This is a genomic window from Corallococcus aberystwythensis (genome assembly GCF_003612165.1).
Classification (GTDB): domain Bacteria; phylum Myxococcota; class Myxococcia; order Myxococcales; family Myxococcaceae; genus Corallococcus; species Corallococcus aberystwythensis.
The window spans coordinates 1-17,572 of record NZ_RAWK01000119.1 but is presented as its reverse complement, the minus strand read 5'-3'; the positions used below and the strand labels follow the sequence as shown (position 1 = coordinate 17,572).

Sequence of the window (17,572 nt, the reverse complement as noted above, 5' to 3'; positions counted from 1 at the left end):
TGACGCGATGCCGTACGCGCGCCGGGTCACCCCCAGGAAGAAGCCTTCATGTCTCTGCTCGTCGTCGGTTCAATCGCGCTGGACTCGCTGGAAACGCCCTTCGGCAAGAAGGAGGACGTGCTGGGTGGCTCCGCCACCTACTTCTCCACCACCGCGTCCTTCTTCGGCCCCGTCCAGCTGGTGGCGGTGATTGGCGAGGACTTCCCGGAGTCGCACCTTCAGTTCCTGCGCGGGCGCGGCATCGACCTGGAGGGGCTCACCCGCGAGGCCGGCCGCACGTTCCGCTGGAAGGGCAAGTACGGCTGGGAGCTCAACGAGGCGCAGACGCTGGACACCCAGCTCAACGTCTTCGAGTCCTTCTCGCCCAACCTGCCGGCCGCCTACCGGGAGACGCCCTACGTCTTCCTGGGCAACATCCACCCGGAGCTCCAGTCGCGCGTGCTGGACCAGGTGAAGGCGCCCAAGCTGGTGGCCGCGGACACGATGAACTTCTGGATCCAGGGCAGCCGCCCCGCGCTGCTCAAGACGCTCCAGCGCGTGAACCTGCTCTTCATCAACGACGCGGAAGCGCGCCAGCTGTCCGGCGAGCACAACGTGGTGAAGGCCGCCCGCGCCATCCTGAAGATGGGCCCGTCCCGCGTGGTCATCAAGCGCGGCGAGCACGGCGCGCTCCTCTTCGACCAGGACCACATCTTCGCCTGCCCGGCGTTCCCCCTGTCGGAGGTGTTCGACCCCACCGGCGCGGGTGACACCTTCGCCGGTGGCTTCATGGGCACCCTGGCCACCTCCGCCACGGGCAAGGTGGATCAGCAGCTCTTGCGCAAGGCCATGGTCATGGGCAGCGTGATGGCCTCCTTCACCGTGGAGAAGTTCAGCCTGGAGCGCCTGCGCGAGGTGCAGCGCCCGGAGATCCACGCCCGCTTCGCCGAGTTCAAGAAGCTCACCCACTTCGACGACCTGGGCCCGCTGGGCGGGTAGGGGAGTTCAGGAAGGGCATGCGGCCCGGTGTGGAACTTGACGGGCCGCACCCACCCTCCCTAGGCTCGACCGGACGCAGTGGATGAATAAATCCGGTGCGGACGTCCTTTTTCAGCGCCGACGTGGACGGGAAGTTTCCGCGTCGGGAGGTCCCCCGGGTTGAGTGAGAATCGAAAGCACGCGCGGGTCGGCACCCTCCTGCGCTGCTGGTGCGAGGGTGAGAACGTGACCCTGTTTGCACGCATCTCCAACCTGAGCGAGGGAGGCCTCTTCCTCAGGACGAGCACCCCGCTGGCGGCGGGGACGCGAACGCAGGTGCGGCTCACGAAGCAGGCCACGGACACGCAGTTGCAGGCGCAGGCCACGGTCGTCTGGTTGCGGCAGGAAGAGCAACCCGCCGGCCGTCCCCCGGGCATGGGCCTGAGGTTCGAAGCGTTGGACGCGGACGCACTGACGAGTCTGCGGCGCATCATCTCCCAGCAGCAGACCCCCCTATAGGGCTCCCATGCGCATCGCCGTCATCTCCGACATCCACTCCAACATCGAGGCCCTCACGGAGGTGCTGAGGGTGGCGGAGCACCAGAAGGTGGACCGCTTCGTGTCGCTGGGGGACATCGTCGGTTACGGGGCGTCCCCCAACCCGTGCTGCGAACTGGTGCGCTCGGTGGCGGAGATCACGCTGCTGGGCAACCACGACGCGGCGGTGGCGGGGCGGATGGACTACTCGTACTACTACGACGCCGCCCGGCACGCGCTCGACTGGAGTGCCAACGTCATCTCCGACGAGAACCTGGCCTGGCTGCGCAGCCTCCCGTACACGTACCGCATCGGCGAGGTGGGCTTCTGCCACGGCTCGCCCATCGACCCGAAGGCGTACGAGTACATCTTCGCGCTGGAGCAGGCGCGGGAGCTGACGCCGTACGTGGCGGAGCTGCCGGAAGTGACGTTCATCGGCCACAGCCACCTGTGCCGCGCGTTCGCCATTGGCAACGGCGAGGTGAACGACGTGGTGGCCCAGAAGTTCGTGCTGAGGAAGGGCTACAAGTACATCGTGTCCGTGGGGAGCGTGGGCCAGCCGCGCGACTACGACAACCGGGCCTGCTTCGTCATCTGCGACACGGACGCGCGCACGGTGGAGTACCTGCGCGTGGAGTACGACATCGAGACCTCCGCGCAGAAGATCTTCGACGCGGACCTGGCGCTCAACTTCGGCAAGCGGCTGTTCCTGGGCGTCTAGGCCGCCTGGCGCGGCGCGTGCGGAAAAGGGGCGCGGCCGGACGGAAGGTGGCATAAACCGGGGCCGTGCGCCCCCAGGTCCCCCGTCCGAAGCGGCCCATCATGGGCCTTGGCCTCGCAGCCCTCCTGTTCGTCTCCGGGTGCAGCCGCGCCCCCGCGCCGCCCTCGCCTGAGTTCGAGCAGGCCAGCCGCCGGTGGACGGCGCTCTACGCCCAGAAACTGGACGCGGCGTACCTGGACCCCTCCATCGGGGAGATTGAAGCGCAGCTGCAGCGAGTGCCCGCGGACAGCGTGGATTCCGCCGCGTCCCAGTCCCTGCTCCAGCGCATCCAGGAGGGCCGCACGCGCATGCAGGCGGCCGAGGAGGAGCAGCGCCGCGCGGTGGCCAGCGCCCAGACGCTGCCCACCCAGGACCCCTCCCAGACGAACTTCCCCCAGACGCCCGAGCCCGTGGCGGCGGAGCCGGCGGACGCCGGTCCGGAGGACGCCGGCGTGATTCCCGGGCCCCAGGTGGGCACCCCGGTCACCGAGGTGGCGGCGGGCTTCCGGGGCTGCTTCATCCGCTTCGTGCCCCTCACGGTGGAGGGGCGGGGAATGCGGGAAACCTGGCAGCTGAGCGACCGGGCGTCCTGCCAGATGGAGTTCCCCACCCACCGGGACACCGCGCTGGTGATTGAAGACGGCCGCGTGCTGGCGCTGTTACCCAAGAGCGCCATGCGGACCGTGCGCCGTTATCAGGACGGCGGCACGGTGCCTGAAGATGGCGGCCGTTGAACCCCTTCCTCTCCTTCCGAGCTGACGACCTCCGATGAACGAACAGACCTTCATGAAGTTGATGCGCGTGCTGCCCAAGTCGGCGGTGTCCACCGCGGTGGGCCTGGCCACGCGCCTGCCCGCGCCCGCGCCGGTGCACCACTGGGCCATGCGCACCTTCGCCAAGGCGTACAACGTGGACATGGAGGAGGCGGAGCACGCCTTCGAGAAGTACCCGACCTTCGCCCAGTTCTTCACCCGCGGTCTCAAGCCGGGCCTGCGCCCGGTGGACAGCGGGGAGAAGGTCGTCGTGTCGCCGGTGGACGGCCGGGTGTCCCAGGTGGGCTACTCGGACAACGGCCGCTGCCTGCAGGCGAAGGGCATCGAGTACACGGTGGACGAGCTCTTGGGTGACGCCCAGGCGGCGAAGCCCTTCCACGGCGGCGCCTGGACGACGGTGTACCTGTCGCCGCGCGACTACCACCGCATCCACTCGCCGCTGGGCGGCACCATCACCGGGTATGCGTACATCCCGGGTGAGTTCTGGCCGGTGAACCCCGCGTCGGTGAAGAACAAGCAGTCGCTGTTCTGCGTGAACGAGCGGCTGGTGACGTACCTGGACACCGTGGCCGGCAAGGTGGCGGTGGTGAAGGTGGGCGCCACCTGCGTGTCGCGCATCAAGGCGTCCTACGAGGACATCACCACGCACATTGGCCAGCCGGGCAAGGTGCACCGCTACGGCGCGGGCATCCCGGTGGAGAAGGGCGGAGAGCTGGGCCGCTTCGAGATGGGCTCCACCGTCATCCTCTGCTTCGAGCCCGGGCGCGTGCGCTGGGACGAGAGCCTCCAGCCGGAGGCGGTGGTGCGCATGGGCAAGCGCATTGGAGTCATCACGTGAGCCAGAAGATCAACGGCGTGAAGGGGATGAACGACCTTCTGCCGGGTGAGATTGAGGTCTGGCAGTTCGTGGAGTCCACCGCGCGCACGCTGTTCGGCCGCTTCGGCTACGGCGAGGTGCGCACGCCGGTGGTGGAGGACACCGCCCTCTTCGTGCGCAGCGTGGGCGAGGAGACGGACATCGTCGGCAAGGAGATGTACACCTTCGAGGACAAGGGCGGCCGCAGCCTGTCCCTGCGTCCGGAGGGCACCGCGCCCGCCGCGCGCGCGTACATCGAGCACTCGGTGAACAACCAGGAGCCGGTGTCGCGCTGGTTCTACATGGGGCCCATGTTCCGCTACGAGCGGATGAAGACGGGCCGCTACCGCCAGTTCTCCCAGATTGGCGCGGAGGCCTACGGCGCGAAGGAGCCCGCGCAGGACGCGGAGCTGATGGACGTGGTGGTGCAGTTCCTGGAGGCCCTGGGCCTCACGGACGTCACCCTGAACATCAACTCACTGGGCGACGACAACTGCCGGCCCGCCTACCACGCCAAGCTGGTGGAGTACCTCAACGCGCACCGGGAAGAGCTGTGCGCGGACTGCCAGCAGCGGCTGGAGCGCAACCCGCTGCGCGTCCTCGACTGCAAGAACGAGAAGTGCCAGGCGGTGGCCGGGGCCGGGCCCAACGTGCTCGAGTTCCTGTGCGAGCCGTGCCGCGCGCACTTCACGGATCTGCAGCGCAAGCTGGGCGTGCTGGGCATCCGCTACGTGGTGAACCACCGGCTGGTGCGCGGCCTGGACTACTACACGCGCACGGTCTTCGAGTTCATCGCCTCGCACCCCGCGCTGGGCACCGCCAGCACGGTGGGCGGCGGCGGGCGCTACGACAAGATGATGAAGGGCCTGGGCGGGCCGGACGTGCCCGCGGTGGGCTTCGCCATGGGCCTGGACCGGCTGGTGCTGCTCCTGAAAGAGGGCGGCAAGACGTTCACCCAGCGGCCGGACCTGTTCATCGCCGTGGCGGACGAGGGCTCGCAGGACCAGGGCCTGGCCCTGGCCAGCCGCCTGCGCCGCGAGGGCCTGAAGGTGGACTTCGACACGCGCGGCGGCAGCCTCAAGAGCCAGATGAAGCGCGCGGACAAGTCCGGCGCCCGCTTCACCCTGGTGCTGGGGGAACAGGAGCGTCAGAGCGGTCAGGCGAAGCTCAAGCCCATGGCGGGCGGTGAGCCCATCCCCGTGGCGCTCGACGCCGTCGCCGCCACCGTGCGCGCCCAGCCGGAAGCCCCGGCCCCGGTGCCCGCGGTCTGATCCACGCACCCCTCCGGCATGACGCGCCCGGCCGGAGGGGATGGGGGCGGCCCGTCTTTCCTGAAAACCCAGGAGTAAAGGTGTTAAGCAGCGTAAGTCCTGGGAATCGCTGGGGGAACGAGGCCTTGTAGATTCGCGGAGCTTGAGAGTTTGGGGTACCTTGCATTTCCATGTCGAGCGCTCCCCAGCCCGCCTCCGTGATCGATGGCCCGCGTTGGATCCCCGTGGCTGGGGACAGCATGTGGCCGTCGTTGCGCGCGGGGGACGTGGCGGAGGTGGAGCCGCTGGCGGAAGCTCCGCGCCCGGGTGAGGTGGTGCTGGCGCGCTTCGAGTCCTCGCTGGTGCTGCACCGGGTGCGCTGGTGTGACGGCAGCGTGTGCGCGCTTCGTGGGGACAATGGCGGCGTGGAAGATCCGCCGCTGCCCCTCTTCCGTATCCTGGGGCGGGCCCGGCGTGTGCGCCGGGGCGGCGCGCTGCTGGAGATGGAGCGCTGGGACGTGGGCCCTCGCCTCGTGGGCCGCTGGCGCGCGACGCTGAAGCGCCAGGTGGCCGCGTGGCTGGGAAGGACGGGCCGCGCATGAGCTTTCAGGAAGGCAGCGTTCCCCGGCGGCGACAGGGGACCTCGGGGGAGGGCTTTGGCGCGGACTTCCTGGTGCTGGACGCGGAGGGGCGCACGCTGCGCGGGCTCAACCCGACGGCGGCGCGCATCTGGGCACTGTGCGACGGAGCGCGCACGGCCCGGGCAGTGGCGGAGCAGGTGGCCGCCGAGTTTTCGACCGACGTCGGTCCGGTGCTGACCGACACGCTGCGCTTCCTCGAGGAGCTTCAGCGGCGGGGGCTGTTGGACGAAGTGCGCGCGCCGGCCGGTGCCGCGCCTCTGGAGGAGACATGATGCGCACGCTCGTGGCCGTGCTGGCGGGTGCGATGGTGCTGTCGGCGTGCTCGGAAGGGGTGTCCCCCCTGCCGCCGCCAGCCGTGAAGCCGGGGCAGGGTCGTGGCCCCGTGGACCCGACGGAGGTGCTGGCCGGTGGCGGGAGTGTGGCCCAGCCGCCGCCCCAGGCGCCCGTCGAGGAGGAGCCGCCTCCGGACGAGGAGCCGCCGCCCGTGGTGTTGCCGCCCCCGGCCGGGAGCGCGGAGGTGGTGGGTGAGGGCTCGGCGCCCCTGTCCGAGGTGCAGCAGGTGGACGTGGACTTCGTGGTGAGCGGCGTGCGCAACAAGGGCCAGGTGGACGTGGAGTTCATCGCGCCGGGCGGACGTCCGTACGAGAAGCGGAGCGCGACGGTGGAGGCACCACCGGAAGAGACGCGCACGCTGCGCTATTCGCTGCCGGTGGCGGGCACGCCGGTGTCCATGGCGCGCATGACGGGCACCTGGCAGGTGCGCTTCTTCCTGGACGGCGCGCAGCTGGCCGCCACGTCCTTCACCCTGGAGCCGTGACGTGAGCAACGCCATGAACGTCCGCATCCTCGCGCTCGCCGCCGTGCTGCTTCCCGCGGTGGGCTTCGCCCAGACGACCTGGACCGTGCGCCCCATCCCCGCCGCTGGAGAGAACGCCGCGCGGGTGGTGATGGACGAGGCGTCCGACCTCGTCCTGGAGGTGACCAACACGTCCACGACCGTGAACGACGCCCGCCTGTCGGAGGTGTCCTTCGTCCTCCCGGCCGGCTACCAGCTGCTGAACGGCCTGCCGGCGGAGACGAACCCGAACTGGAAGGTCGAGTACGTCGACGCCAACGAGCGGCGCATCACCTTCCAGTCCACGCTGGGCTGCGTGGACGATGGGCGCGGCCTGGCTCGCACCCAGTCCGCGCGCTTCGTCCTGAGCGTGGTGGGCCCGTCGAACCGCGCCACCGACAACGCCACCGAGCGCCTTGCGGCGGGCACGTATGCCCGCGACCAGTGCGATGGCACGAACTACACCAACAACAGCCTGAACACGACCTACTGGACGCGCGGCATCCTGGCCACGAACGTGACGCTGCTGCCGCGCGTGCTGGCGGTCAACGGCACGACCGTGGCGCGCGTGGTGGTGGAGAACCGGGGCACGGGTTCGGCCACCGTGACGATGGACGATCCCGCCTCCACGACCAGCGTGCCGCTCACCACCGTGAGCAAGGATCCCAACACCAACAGGACCGTGGCGATGCGGACCGCGGGCGTCTTCGTGGCCAACCTGCGGCCCACCGCCGCTGGCGCCGTGGCCGCGCGCATCCGGGTGCGTACGACCAACAGCGGCTCCAACGCGCCGCTCGTGGATTCGCCCATGGCGGATGTGGGCAACCTGGTCGCGGCGGCGGACATGGACATCGTGGACGCATTCGCCGGTGATCAGGTGGCGCTGCGTCTGACGGTGTTCAACGCCTCCACCGCGAACACGTACACGCAGGTGCGCCCGCGCGCGCCGGTGCTGCTGGGCAACGCGACGGCGTCCCTGGTGTCCGGGCCGTCGCCGGAGAGCGTGGCGCAGCTGGCGCCGGGCGCTTCCGCGCAGTTCACGTGGCGCTATCAGGTGTCGGGCTCACCCGGCGCCAGCTATCAGTTCCGGGCGCAGGTGGACGGGACGCTCAACGGTTCGGCGGTGGCGGGCGACGCCGTCACCGCGCGCAAGGGCCGCATCGTGGAGCACCGCGTGCGGCTGAGCCAGGAGACGATGTCCACCGCGGCCACGGGCGTGACGGTGGCGTACACGGTGCAGAACCGGGGCACGCTGCCCATCTACGAAGTGAAGCTGTTCAAGCCCGCGGCGAACTACTTCGCGGTGGCCGCGTCGGGGCCGCAGCCGTTCGGGGACTGGAACGTCTACACGGACGCGGCCGGCTACCTCTGGGAGTCGGAGTCCGGCATCCCGGTGGGCGGCGAGGCCACCTTCCGCATCACCTATTCGGGCTTCACCGCCGTCACCGCGGACACGGCGTTCCGCCACCGCCTGGAGCTGAACCAGGGCTGGAACGATCCGCGCATCCGCGTGGAGGCGACGATGACGCTGCTGGCGGTGACCGCGTCCCCGGACGTGGGGCGCCTCACCGGCGTGGCTCGCGACGGCAGCGTGACGCTCACCTGGGACAACCCCTTCAACCACGGCGGCACCCTGGTGCTGCGCGCCGAGGGGACGACCCCGCCCAACACCGCGCCCACCAGCGGCGTGCGCTACGCGGTGGGGGACGTGCTGGGCAACGCGACGGTGGCCTACACGGACGAGTTCAGCTCCGCGTCGTCCATGACGGACACGGCGGTGACGAACGGCACGACGTACACCTACCGCGTGTTCAACGCGGATGATGAGCTGCGGTACGGACCGGGCAACCAGCCCACCTCCCAGGGCCTGCTGGCCACGCCACGGGCGCGCGTGGCGGGCAACCCGCTGTGGTGCTACTCGGTGGGGTTTGACTCGACGCTGCAGCCCGTCACCGAGCTGGGCGTGGGCATCTTCAGCTCCTTCAACGACTCGGTGCTGGCCACGCTCACGAACACCACGAACCCCTCCGAGGACGGCGCGGAGCGCTTCCGGCCGGTGAAGATGACGGCCAAGATCGCCACCCGCTTCCCGGTGGTGCCGCTGCTGGGCCGGCCCGGGCAGCAGTGGATCGTCGTGGGTGACCAGAACGGCGTGCCAGCGGTGCTCAACGCGGCCACGGGCGAGTTCCTGTGGCGCAACACCACGCTGGACCTGGGGAACATCAGCTCGTTCCCCGTGACGCAGTTGCTGGACTACGCGAACCCGGAGTACCGGACGACGTACTCGAACGTGGACCTGGCCATCTTCGCCACGCGCAACACGTCCGCGCAGAACCAGGTGGTCGCGCTCAACGCGGCCACGGGCCAGCTCATCTGGCGCTACCGGCCCGGGGACCTGGGCATGGTGAGCGGCGGCATGCTGGTGGACTACACGACGAACCGGCTCTACGTGGCCACCCGGTCAGGCACGAGCACGGCCACGCTGCGTGTCCTCAACAGCCTTACGGGCGCGGAAGTCGCTCGGCTGTCGCTGGGGGACCTGGAGTTCGGCGTGGTCCGCAACGCCACGAGCAACCAGATCCTCGTCACCGCCAATGACGGCCAGGTGTACGGCGTGAATCCGGCCACGTTCACGACGGCCTGGACGGTCCCCGTGCGTCCCACCACGGCGCGCGCGTTCACCCACTTCGCGCGGCCCCTGGGCCGGGGCTTCGTGGTGAGCACGGCGGACGGCAGGGTGGAGCGCTATGAGATGGACGCGACCAACGTGCCGGTGCGTCTCTGGGACACGGGCATCGCGGGCCCGGCGGGTTCCTTCACCCTCAACCAGAACGGCGTGGCGCGCATCTACGTCGGAAGCTCGGATGGCAAGGTGCACCAGCTGGAGTTGGAGACGGGTTTGGACTCCGGGCAGGCGACCGTGGGGCCGGCGCAGCCCATCGGTACGCCGACCATCGATCACACCGTAGGCCGGTTGCATGTCGGTACTTCGGATGGTCGAATCTGTGCCTTCGCGGTGCCTTTCTAGGGGGGCTTCCACGTGAGACAACGACCTTCACAGCCTTCAGTGGGTCCCTCCGTGCCGAAGCCTCCGGCCGCGCCCGCTGTCTATGTGGCTCCCGCCATCCTGTGGGAGCAGCCCTTCGTCGCGCTGGCGCAGCTGTCCATGTGCACCATCCCCGGCGAATCGGAGTGCGTGCCGTGACCGGCGGGGGCCCCTCGCCGGGTCCCCGTGACGGTGCGCTCCGGATCACCCTGGCCGGGTGGACGGTGGCGCTGGAGCTGGAGGAGGAAGCGCTCGCCGGCCCGCTCCGGCGCGTGTTCGGCGCCTTCCTCGCTCCGGAGGCCGTGGCCGCGGATGCCCGGCTGGTGATGCGGATGCCCTCCGTCCCGAGTGCTCCTCCCGCCGTGCAGGAGCTGCCCCGGCTGGAGCCGGGTGACTCCGGGACGCTGCGGGTGGAGGGTGCCGGGTACTCCGCGCTGCTCTCCGCGGACCGGCGCCATGCGGACGTCACCGGGTCGGGGCGGTTCGCGGTGGAGAACCTGATCAAGGTCATGCTCGCGTCCGCGCTGGCGAAGCGCGGCGGGCTGCTGGTCCACGGCGTGGGGCTGGTGCACGAGGGCCGGGCCGCGCTGTTCGTGGGGCACTCCGGCGCGGGCAAGAGCACCCTGGGCGGGCTGTGGCGCGAGGCGGGTGGGGAGGTGCTCGCGGATGAGCTGGTGGCTGTGTGGCCCGTGGCGAATGGCGAATGGCGCGTGGCGGGAACGCCCTGGAACGTGCCCATCCGAACCGCCGAGGCGACGCTCGTCGCGTTGGGCACGCTGGGTTGGGACGCGGCCTCGCGGTGGGAAGCGCAGGGCGCGGGGGAGGTGGCCCGGGTGCTGCTGCTGAATGCGCTGTTGCCCGAGCCCACGCCCGCGGGCCGGGGCGCGCTGATTGGCGCGGCGGGGCGCGTGCTGTCGTCCGTGGAGACGGCGCGGCTCGTCTTCGCGCGCGATGCCAGCGCGGCCGGGGTGGTGCGCTCGCGGCTGGCGTAGCGGGGGCTCGCGCTTGCCTTGCGTCTGCGTTACAGCGGGCGTGGGAGGCGGATGACGGTGGCCGAGACGCGGGTGCCCTTGACGGTGATCGCTGGACCCACGGCGTCGGGGAAGACGGCGCTGGCCATTGCCTGGGCTCGCGACGCGGGCGGGGAGATTGTCAGCGCGGACTCGCAGCAGGTGTACCGCGCCTTCGACATCGGCACCGCCAAGCCTTCCGCCGAGGAGCTGGCCGCCGTGCCGCATCACCTGGTCTCCTGCGTGGATCCGCTGGAGCCCTTCTCCGCCGCTGAATACCAACGCCGCGCGGACGCGGCCATCGCGGACATCGCCTCCCGAGGCCGGCCCGTGTTCGTCGTCGGCGGCACCGGCCTGTACCTGCGCATCCTGCTGCACGGCGTGGTGGACGCGCCCGGCGCCCTGCCTTCGCTGCGCGCGGAGCTGGAGGCGCTCGCGGCGGAGCAGGGGAGGGAGGCCGTGCACCGCAGGCTGGCCGAGGTGGATCCGGAGACCGCCGCGAAGCTGCCCCCCCAGGACCTGGTGCGCGTCGTCCGGGCCCTGGAGATCCACGCGCAGACGGGCGTGCCTGCCTCGGAGTTCCGCCGCGCCCATGCCTTCGCGCCGGACCGCTACCCCTTCCAGCTGTACGTGCTCGACCCGCCGCGCGAGGCCCTCTACGCCGCCATCAACGCGCGCGCGGAGGCGCTCTTCTCACGCGGGCTCGTGGAGGAGACGCGGGCCCTGCTGGAGCGGGGCCATGCGGACGCGGCCCCCATGCGCAGCGTCGGCTACGTGCAGGCCCGCGCCGTGGTGGAGGGCCGCATGACGCGCGAAGAGGCCATCGCCGACACCGCGCAGGAGACCCGGCGGTACGCCAAGCGGCAACTCACCTGGTTCCGCAAGGAGCCCGGCGCGGTGTTCCTCGCGCCGCCGTACGCCCGGCCTGCCCCTTGAGCGCGGCGGGCCACTCCGGCCCCCGCTCGCCCCTTCCGTTTCATTTCACCCGGTGACGCGGATTGTTCGCACCCGGCGTCGCTCCCATCTTCCACGGGAAACGCTTCCCCCACGTCCACTCCCGGACCGACAGGCGGCCGAGGGCCCGAGGCGGGCAGCCATCACCGTGGAGAACGCCATGGAAACGAATGTCGAACGCGCGCCGGACACCCGGCCGGACCGTCCTCCGAGGGGGGCCTCGGCGATGTGGGGCGCCCCCTTCCTCCTGGGCCTGCTGACGTCGATTGCTGGCGTCGTGTTGCTGGGCGCCACCCTCTTCACCAGCATGGTCACCATCTTCTTCGTGGGCGTCATGCTGGTGATTGGCGGCGTCCTGGAGATCGCCGCGGCCGTCCGCGCTCGCGGCGAAAGCCGGGGCGCCTTCTGGTCCTTCATGCTCGGCGGCGTCCTCACCACCGTCGTCGGCATCCTCACCGTCAGGTACCCGGCCGCGGGGCTCGCCTCGCTGACGCTGCTCATCGCCGGCTACTTCTTCGCCAGCGGCCTCTTCCACGTCATCACCTCCGTCATGGACCGCTACTTCCAGTGGGCCTGGGACCTGGCCTTTGGACTCATCTCCCTGGTCCTGGGCCTCAGCGTCATGGCCCAGTGGCCCGCGTCCTCCGTGTGGCTGGTGGGCACCCTCGTCGGGCTCGCCGTCTTCTTCCGGGGCATCTCGATGATGTCCGGCTCGCTCATGCTGCGGCGAGGCCTGCACCGCGTGGAGGCTTGAGCGCCAGGAGGGTCCTGGCGTTCATTCACTCTGGGTGAACAAGGGATATCAGTGGGTGAAGTTCAGCCCGAATAGCCGATGCGGTAGATGACGCCGTTCGCATCATCCGTGACGAGCAGCGCCCCGTCGGCGGCCACCGCGGTGTCCGCCAGCCGGGCGAACTGGGTGGTGCCGTCCGTGCCGAGCCAGCCGGACGCGAAGTCCTCGAACGCGGTGGGCGTGCCCTGCGCGTCGAAGCGTACGCGGACGACCTTGTAGCCGGTGGGCGGGTTGCGGTTCCAGGAGCCGCGCATCGCCACGAAGGCGTTGTCGCGGAAGTCCTGGGGGAAGAGGGTGCCCGTGTAGAAGGTCAGGCTCATGGGCGCCGAGTGCGCCTGGTACTCCAGCACCGGTGCCTGCGTCTTCGCGCAGTACTCCGGCCGCGACTGCATGTCCGGCGGCTCCTGACTGAGGAACGCGTCCGGCTCCTGCTTGCCCAGGCAGTAGGGCCAGCCGTAGTCCGCGCCCTCCTGGATGCGGTTGAGCTCCTCCGGAGGATAGTCGTCCCCGCGCGAGTCCGAGCCGTGGTCCATGCCCCACAGCTGCCCGGACACCGGGTGCCATGCGAACCCGATGGTGTTGCGCAGCCCCTTCGCGACGACGGCGCGGCCCGTGCCATCCGGCTCGAAGCGCAGCAGCGTGGCGTTCTCCGGGTTGGCGTCCGCGCATGCGTTGCACGTGCTGCCCACGGACACGTACAGCTTGCCGTCCGGCCCGAAGGCGAGCGTCCGGTTGGGGTGCTGCCCCGCGTCCGGCAGCCCGTCGATGATGCGCGCCGGCAGCCCCAGCGTGTCATCCGGGTTCACCGGCGCGACGAACACCTGCTTGTCGGTGATCATGAAGAGCCGGTCGCCCTGGAGCGCCAGCCCGTGCACGCCCGCGTTCTTCGAGCCCAGCCCGCTCGCCACGACGACGCTCGTGTCCGCCGTGCCGTCGCCGTTCGTGTCGCGCAGCAGGGTGACGCGGCCGGCCTCGCGCTCGGTGACGTAGACGGCGCCACTGGGGCGGACCGCGAGCTTGCGCGGGTTCGTGAGTCCCTGCGCGAAGACGCCCACCTGGAAGCCCGCGGGGACGCGCAGCTGCGCCAGGCGCTCCGCGCCGAACGGCTGCTTCGCGGGCTTCACCAGGTTGTTGGGCACCGACACCGCGCGCACCGCGTCCTCCTTCGGAGGCACCTGCGGCGTGGGGATGGCCACCTCCAGCGGGGTCTGATCACCGTTGTTGGACGTCGTCTTGTCCGAGCACGCCACGGAGAGGCACAGCAGGGCACCTGCGAAGAGGCGGGAAGGGGTCATGGGGTGCGCACCCTGCGCACGGGGCGCCCATCCCACAACCCCGGCCCGGGTCTACTTCGTCCTCTTGTGCGCGTCGTCGAACAGGTCGGCGAACTGGTCGCGCGACACGGGCTTCAGGCCGCCCTGATCATCCGGACGCTCCAGTGTGAAGTCGTGGATGGTGCCGCGCACCAGGTACTCCTGATCCCGCGCGGAGTTCATCATCGCGCGCTCGCGGTAGGTGAAGCTGGGCTTCGTCGGATCCACGCCGACGTCCGCCAGGAACCTCCGCTCGTGCGGCTCCGGCTGCCACACCGGCTTGCCGGGCTGGCTGCGGTTCACGGCCGTCTCGTCCAGACCCGGATGCGTGGACGTGCGGATGTCGCGCTGGATGTCGAACTGGTCGAACACGTCCCCGCCCTTCGCGTCCTGGGCCGGGTTGTGGACGATGCGGTGCTTGCCGTAGTCCGGGTTGTCCACGAGCTTCTTCTCCGTGGCCCGGCCATCCACGCCCACGGGCACGCCGCTGAAGGACGTGTAGGGCGAGTGGGCCTTGGTGTCCTTCGCGCCGTCCACGTGCGCGGTCAGCGTCACCGAGCGGTCCCTGGGCTCCACCGGCTGCAGCTGGCCGCCGCGGTCGATGGCCGACTTCGGCGTGTCGTACGTCGGCTGCACTTCGTTGAACGGGAAGTTGTCGCGGCGGACCAGGTCCACGTCCGGCCGGATGCGCGGCGCCAGCTGGTTGTTGCCGCCGTCACGCCCGTCCTCGGCGCGCATGATGTCGCTCATGATGTCGTGCTGCTGGAAGCGGACGCGGTTCTGATCCGCACGCTCCTTCAGCGCCTGCTCCGACGGGACCTTCGTGGACAACGAACGGGTGATCTCCGGGGTGTGCTTGAGCAACCGGGACGACGACTGACCGACGCGAAAGAGCTTCGAGGCGAGCATGAGGGGTTCCCTTTGGATGGAGCATGAAGTGCGAAACTTCATGCTTTTGTAGGGATTATCCCGTCGATGTGATCGCGGTTGCGTGCAGGTAGGTATCAGGAGGCAAAACGGTCTTCGCCAAATGTTTCCACGACGGCGGGGCGGAGGATTTCACGCGGCGCGGCGAGCGGGTCCGGCACGCGGCCGGTGAGCTGGCAGAGGAGGCGGTCCGGGTTCACCGGCTTGGGGAGGAAGGCCTCCGCGCCCGCGTCGAGCGCGCGCTGGCGCACGTGCGGACGGTTGAGGCCGCTCATCACCAGCACGCGGGTGTCGCGGGTGAGCGGGTGCTGCTTGAGGCCTTCGCACAGGCGCAGGCCGTCCACCCAGTGCAGCACCACGTCCAACAGGATGGCGGTGGGAGGACGGCGCGCCACCGCGCAGAACAGCGCCAGTTCGTCCGCGAAGGACACCACGCGCGCGCCGGTGCTCTCCAACAGCAGCGTGAGCGCCTCGCGCGTGTCCGCGTCGTCGTCCACCACGTAGTACAGGTCCGGCTCCACCTCCGGCACCAGCGTGGGCACGGGCTCCATCGGCGTGCGCAGCCACGAGCCCACCACCTCGCGCACGCCCGACCAGCGCGCCGCGGACAGGAGGCCCAGCGGGGTGGGGGAGCTCAGGCCCAGCACACCGCCGCCGTAGACGCCGCCCGCCGAGTGCTTCGCGCGCGCCGCGACGAACGCCGCCGGGGCCCGCTTGCCCGCGCGGCGCAGCCAGGTGATGGAGCGCGCTCCGGCCGCCGCGTCCTCCATCAGCTCGCCCAGCCCGTCGCGCACGTAGCGGCGCTCCAGCGACGGCGCGTCCAGTCCGCCATCCAGCAGCGCCACCGCGGCGCGGCTGCACGACGCCAGCGTCTCCGACAGGCCCACCTGCAGCGGGTGGCCGAAGGCCGCGGGGCCCACCGCCAGCTGCCCGGGCGCCACCAGCGTGCGGCCGGGGCCGAAGGGCAGGCGCGTCGTCTCCAACGCGGCGACCTCGAAGCCCTCCTCGAGCAGGCCGTCGCGCGCGGCCATCATCAGCACCTGGCACAGGTCCGCCGGCGTCACCGCCGCGCCGTAGGCCAGCGCGTACACGGACGACGCACCCGGGATGAGGAACAGCGCATCCACGGAGGGCAGCGGGGCCACCCACAGGCGCGCCACCGGCGCCAGGTCCCGGCCCGTCATCGCGCCCTGAAGCCGCGCCTGCACCGCCGGCATGGACGGCGCCGGACGGAAGCCCTTGAAGAAGGCGTCACCCAACAGCGGCCCCGCGCCCGCGGCCAGCGCCACCGCGTGGAAGCGCTCACCACTGCCCTGCGCGCGGACCACCAGCGGCCCCGCGTTGCGCACCGCCGTGGGCGCGTCCGGGGCGGGCGCCTGCCGCTCCACGCGCTCCACGTGGCGGTTCACGAACCGGGCGCCCTGCGCGCTGGCCGCCGTGGACAGCACGTGGCGCACCATGTCCAGGCCGCCTTCGCCCCTGGGCCAGCCGTCCACCACCCAGAGGCCGCCGGCCGCGCATGGCAGCAGCTCGCGCTCGCCCTGGGAGATCACCTCCACGCCGCGCAGTTCATGCGCGCGCCATTCGGGCGGGATGCGGCAGCCCAGCGCGGCGAGCCGCGAGCGGCACTCCGGCGTGAGCAGGGCAGGGGGCGCGGTGCGCTCCTCGGTGCCCCCCGCGTAGACGCGCACGTCCAGGGCCACGCCCCGCGCACGGCCGTTGAAGAGAAGAGAGGCCGCGAGCCCCGCTCCAGCGATACCGCCGCCGACGATCGCCACCCTCGAACCACTCGACAGCTTGCTGGTCCCGCTCATCGCGCGCCCTCGTTCCCTTCCCGCCGTCAGTGCCGCTGTGCCGAGGGGGCGTGGAGCGACTGGCCGTACACCACCACCCGGTCGCGCCCCTCCCGCTTGGCCTCGTAGAGCGCGGCGTCCGCCGCCTTCAGCAAGGCTTCCGTGCTCTCACGCGGGGAGTCGGCCGTGTGGTCCGCCACGCCCACGCTGATGCTCAACCCGAAGGGCGCCGGGCGCCCGTCACCGCGCTGCACGTTCACGCCGCGCAGCTCCGAGCGCAGGCGCTCCGCGAACACCGCGGCCTCCAGCGACGTCTGGTGCGGCAGGAGCACGACGAACTCGTCGCCGCCGAAGCGCGCCGCGAAGTCGGACTCGCGCAGGTTGCCCTGCATGAGGGTGGCCAGGGCCAGGATGGCGCGGTTGCCCACGTCGTGGCCCATGCCGTCGTTGATGGCCTTCAGGTGGTCCAGGTCGATGACCACCACGCTCAGCGAGTAGCCGTAGCGCAGGGCCCGCTTGAACTCGTCCTCCAGCCGCACCGACAGCGCCCGGAAGTTCGCCAGGCCCGTGAGCGCGTCCGTCTGCGCCAGCACCTGGAGCTTGCGCTGCTGCTCGCTCTGGCGCACCGCGCGGTCGATGCGGGCGAGCAGTTCGCGCGAGCTCGCCGGCTTGTGGATGAAGTCCACGGCGCCCATCTCCAGACATCGCTCCAGGGTCGCCTCGTCCGCGTCCCCCGTGAGGAAGATGACGGGCACCATCTCCGTGCGCACGTCGCCCTGGAGCGTCTCCAGGACCGCCAGCCCATCCCCGGAGGGCAGGAAGCGATCCAGCAGCACCAGGTCCGGGCGGTGCTCGCGCGCCAGCTCCACGCCCGCGTCCGCGTCCGAAGCGGCCAGCACGTCAAAGCGCGGTGCGAGCAGGTCCATCAGGCCTTCGCGCACGCCGGTGTCGTCCTCGATGATGAGCAGGAGCGCGCGCTCACTGCTGCGGCCGTGCCGTTCCATGAACTGGTTCGCTCCGCTCGCCTGCCCTGAAATGGCAGGCCGAAAGTCTCGGGCGCCACGCCCATCCAGATGCTCCCCACGCCCTTGCGCCCCACGCGCACCCGCCGCCGCCCCGTCTTGCAA

The 17,572-nt window shown here is 70.8% G+C and carries 18 protein-coding genes; 14 read left to right on the top strand and 4 right to left on the bottom strand.

What is annotated here, in order from left to right; translation table 11 throughout:
• Positions 1-48: 48 nt before the first annotated feature.
• The 14 genes from D7W81_RS20505 (at position 49) to D7W81_RS20445 (ending at position 12,373) form a co-directional block, all read left to right on the top strand.
• A complete protein-coding gene (locus tag D7W81_RS20505) occupies positions 49-978 on the top strand; it encodes a PfkB family carbohydrate kinase (RefSeq protein ID WP_120557070.1) in 930 nt (309 codons plus the stop codon).
• Between the two features lie 159 nt (positions 979-1,137).
• The gene (locus tag D7W81_RS20500; protein WP_120557069.1) at positions 1,138-1,476 is read left to right on the top strand and encodes a TIGR02266 family protein; all 339 of its coding nucleotides are present in this window, start codon (positions 1,138-1,140) and stop codon (positions 1,474-1,476) included.
• Between the two features lie 7 nt (positions 1,477-1,483).
• Entirely contained in the window at positions 1,484-2,215 is a 732-nt protein-coding gene (locus D7W81_RS20495) for a metallophosphoesterase family protein (protein ID WP_014397091.1), read from the top strand.
• 101 nt (positions 2,216-2,316) lie between these two features.
• On the top strand, positions 2,317-2,988 hold the full coding sequence (locus D7W81_RS20490) for a hypothetical protein (protein ID WP_120557083.1): 672 nt from the start codon (positions 2,317-2,319) through the stop codon (positions 2,986-2,988).
• A gap of 34 nt (positions 2,989-3,022) precedes the next feature.
• Positions 3,023-3,865, top strand: coding sequence for an archaetidylserine decarboxylase (asd, locus tag D7W81_RS20485; protein ID WP_120557068.1), 843 nt, complete (start codon positions 3,023-3,025; stop codon positions 3,863-3,865).
• A 26-nt stretch (positions 3,866-3,891) separates the two neighbouring features.
• Positions 3,892-5,154, top strand: a complete 1,263-nt coding sequence (hisS, locus tag D7W81_RS20480; protein ID WP_244227317.1) for a histidine--tRNA ligase — start codon at positions 3,892-3,894, stop codon at positions 5,152-5,154.
• Between the two features lie 170 nt (positions 5,155-5,324).
• Positions 5,325-5,735, top strand: a complete 411-nt coding sequence (locus D7W81_RS20475; RefSeq protein WP_279637827.1) for a S24/S26 family peptidase — start codon at positions 5,325-5,327, stop codon at positions 5,733-5,735.
• A complete protein-coding gene (locus D7W81_RS20470; RefSeq protein ID WP_120557066.1) occupies positions 5,732-6,046 on the top strand; it encodes a PqqD family protein in 315 nt (104 codons plus the stop codon). The genes D7W81_RS20475 and D7W81_RS20470 overlap by 4 nt, the downstream gene beginning before the upstream one ends.
• Positions 6,043-6,591 carry a hypothetical protein gene (locus D7W81_RS20465; RefSeq protein ID WP_120557065.1) on the top strand — a complete coding sequence of 183 codons (549 nt, stop codon included), beginning with the start codon at positions 6,043-6,045 and terminating at the stop codon, positions 6,589-6,591. The genes D7W81_RS20470 and D7W81_RS20465 overlap by 4 nt, the downstream gene beginning before the upstream one ends.
• Position 6,592: 1 nt before the next feature.
• Entirely contained in the window at positions 6,593-9,637 is a 3,045-nt protein-coding gene (locus tag D7W81_RS20460) for an outer membrane protein assembly factor BamB family protein (RefSeq protein WP_244227316.1), read from the top strand.
• Positions 9,638-9,688: 51 nt separating this feature from the next.
• On the top strand, positions 9,689-9,814 hold the full coding sequence (locus tag D7W81_RS44155; protein ID WP_279637826.1) for a hypothetical protein: 126 nt from the start codon (positions 9,689-9,691) through the stop codon (positions 9,812-9,814).
• Positions 9,811-10,647: an ATP-binding cassette domain-containing protein gene (locus D7W81_RS20455; protein WP_244227315.1), complete on the top strand. Its 837-nt coding sequence runs from the start codon at positions 9,811-9,813 to the stop codon at positions 10,645-10,647. The genes D7W81_RS44155 and D7W81_RS20455 overlap by 4 nt, the downstream gene beginning before the upstream one ends.
• Positions 10,648-10,698: 51 nt before the next feature.
• Positions 10,699-11,601, top strand: coding sequence for a tRNA (adenosine(37)-N6)-dimethylallyltransferase MiaA (gene miaA, locus D7W81_RS20450; protein WP_120557063.1), 903 nt, complete (start codon positions 10,699-10,701; stop codon positions 11,599-11,601).
• 178 nt (positions 11,602-11,779) lie between these two features.
• Positions 11,780-12,373, top strand: a complete 594-nt coding sequence (locus D7W81_RS20445; protein ID WP_244227314.1) for an HdeD family acid-resistance protein — start codon at positions 11,780-11,782, stop codon at positions 12,371-12,373.
• Positions 12,374-12,435: 62 nt separating this feature from the next.
• On the opposite strand, the gene D7W81_RS20440 is transcribed toward D7W81_RS20445, so the two are convergent.
• The 4 genes from D7W81_RS20440 to D7W81_RS20425 all read right to left on the bottom strand — a co-directional run bounded on the left by D7W81_RS20440 (position 12,436) and on the right by D7W81_RS20425 (position 17,449).
• Positions 12,436-13,707 (bottom strand): PQQ-dependent sugar dehydrogenase, encoded by a 1,272-nt coding sequence (locus D7W81_RS20440; RefSeq protein WP_120557061.1) that lies wholly within the window; start codon positions 13,705-13,707, stop codon positions 12,436-12,438.
• 51 nt (positions 13,708-13,758) lie between these two features.
• Positions 13,759-14,634: a hypothetical protein gene (locus D7W81_RS20435; protein WP_120557060.1), complete on the bottom strand. Its 876-nt coding sequence runs from the start codon at positions 14,632-14,634 to the stop codon at positions 13,759-13,761.
• A 95-nt stretch (positions 14,635-14,729) separates the two neighbouring features.
• Positions 14,730-16,466, bottom strand: coding sequence for a response regulator (locus D7W81_RS20430; RefSeq protein WP_120557059.1), 1,737 nt, complete (start codon positions 16,464-16,466; stop codon positions 14,730-14,732).
• Between the two features lie 26 nt (positions 16,467-16,492).
• Positions 16,493-17,449 (bottom strand): diguanylate cyclase, encoded by a 957-nt coding sequence (locus tag D7W81_RS20425; protein ID WP_120557058.1) that lies wholly within the window; start codon positions 17,447-17,449, stop codon positions 16,493-16,495.
• Between the last annotated feature and the right edge of the window lie 123 nt (positions 17,450-17,572).

Excerpts from the sequence above, each read along its gene's own strand:
- D7W81_RS20470 (WP_120557066.1), top strand. The coding sequence starts at position 5,732 with ATGAGCTTTCAGGAAGGCAGCGTTCCCCGGCGGCGACAGGGGACCTCG.
- miaA (WP_120557063.1), top strand. The coding sequence starts at position 10,699 with ATGACGGTGGCCGAGACGCGGGTGCCCTTGACGGTGATCGCTGGACCC.
- D7W81_RS20445 (WP_244227314.1), top strand. The coding sequence starts at position 11,780 with ATGGAAACGAATGTCGAACGCGCGCCGGACACCCGGCCGGACCGTCCT.
- asd (WP_120557068.1), top strand. The coding sequence starts at position 3,023 with ATGAACGAACAGACCTTCATGAAGTTGATGCGCGTGCTGCCCAAGTCG.
- D7W81_RS20465 (WP_120557065.1), top strand. The coding sequence starts at position 6,043 with ATGATGCGCACGCTCGTGGCCGTGCTGGCGGGTGCGATGGTGCTGTCG.
- D7W81_RS20490 (WP_120557083.1), top strand. The coding sequence starts at position 2,317 with ATGGGCCTTGGCCTCGCAGCCCTCCTGTTCGTCTCCGGGTGCAGCCGC.
- D7W81_RS20475 (WP_279637827.1), top strand. The coding sequence starts at position 5,325 with ATGTCGAGCGCTCCCCAGCCCGCCTCCGTGATCGATGGCCCGCGTTGG.
- D7W81_RS20495 (WP_014397091.1), top strand. The coding sequence starts at position 1,484 with ATGCGCATCGCCGTCATCTCCGACATCCACTCCAACATCGAGGCCCTC.
- D7W81_RS20430 (WP_120557059.1), bottom strand. The coding sequence starts at position 16,466 with ATGAGCGGGACCAGCAAGCTGTCGAGTGGTTCGAGGGTGGCGATCGTC.
- D7W81_RS20425 (WP_120557058.1), bottom strand. The coding sequence starts at position 17,449 with ATGGAACGGCACGGCCGCAGCAGTGAGCGCGCGCTCCTGCTCATCATC.
- D7W81_RS20435 (WP_120557060.1), bottom strand. The coding sequence starts at position 14,634 with ATGCTCGCCTCGAAGCTCTTTCGCGTCGGTCAGTCGTCGTCCCGGTTG.
- hisS (WP_244227317.1), top strand. The coding sequence starts at position 3,892 with ATGAACGACCTTCTGCCGGGTGAGATTGAGGTCTGGCAGTTCGTGGAG.
- D7W81_RS20440 (WP_120557061.1), bottom strand. The coding sequence starts at position 13,707 with ATGACCCCTTCCCGCCTCTTCGCAGGTGCCCTGCTGTGCCTCTCCGTG.
- D7W81_RS20505 (WP_120557070.1), top strand. The coding sequence starts at position 49 with ATGTCTCTGCTCGTCGTCGGTTCAATCGCGCTGGACTCGCTGGAAACG.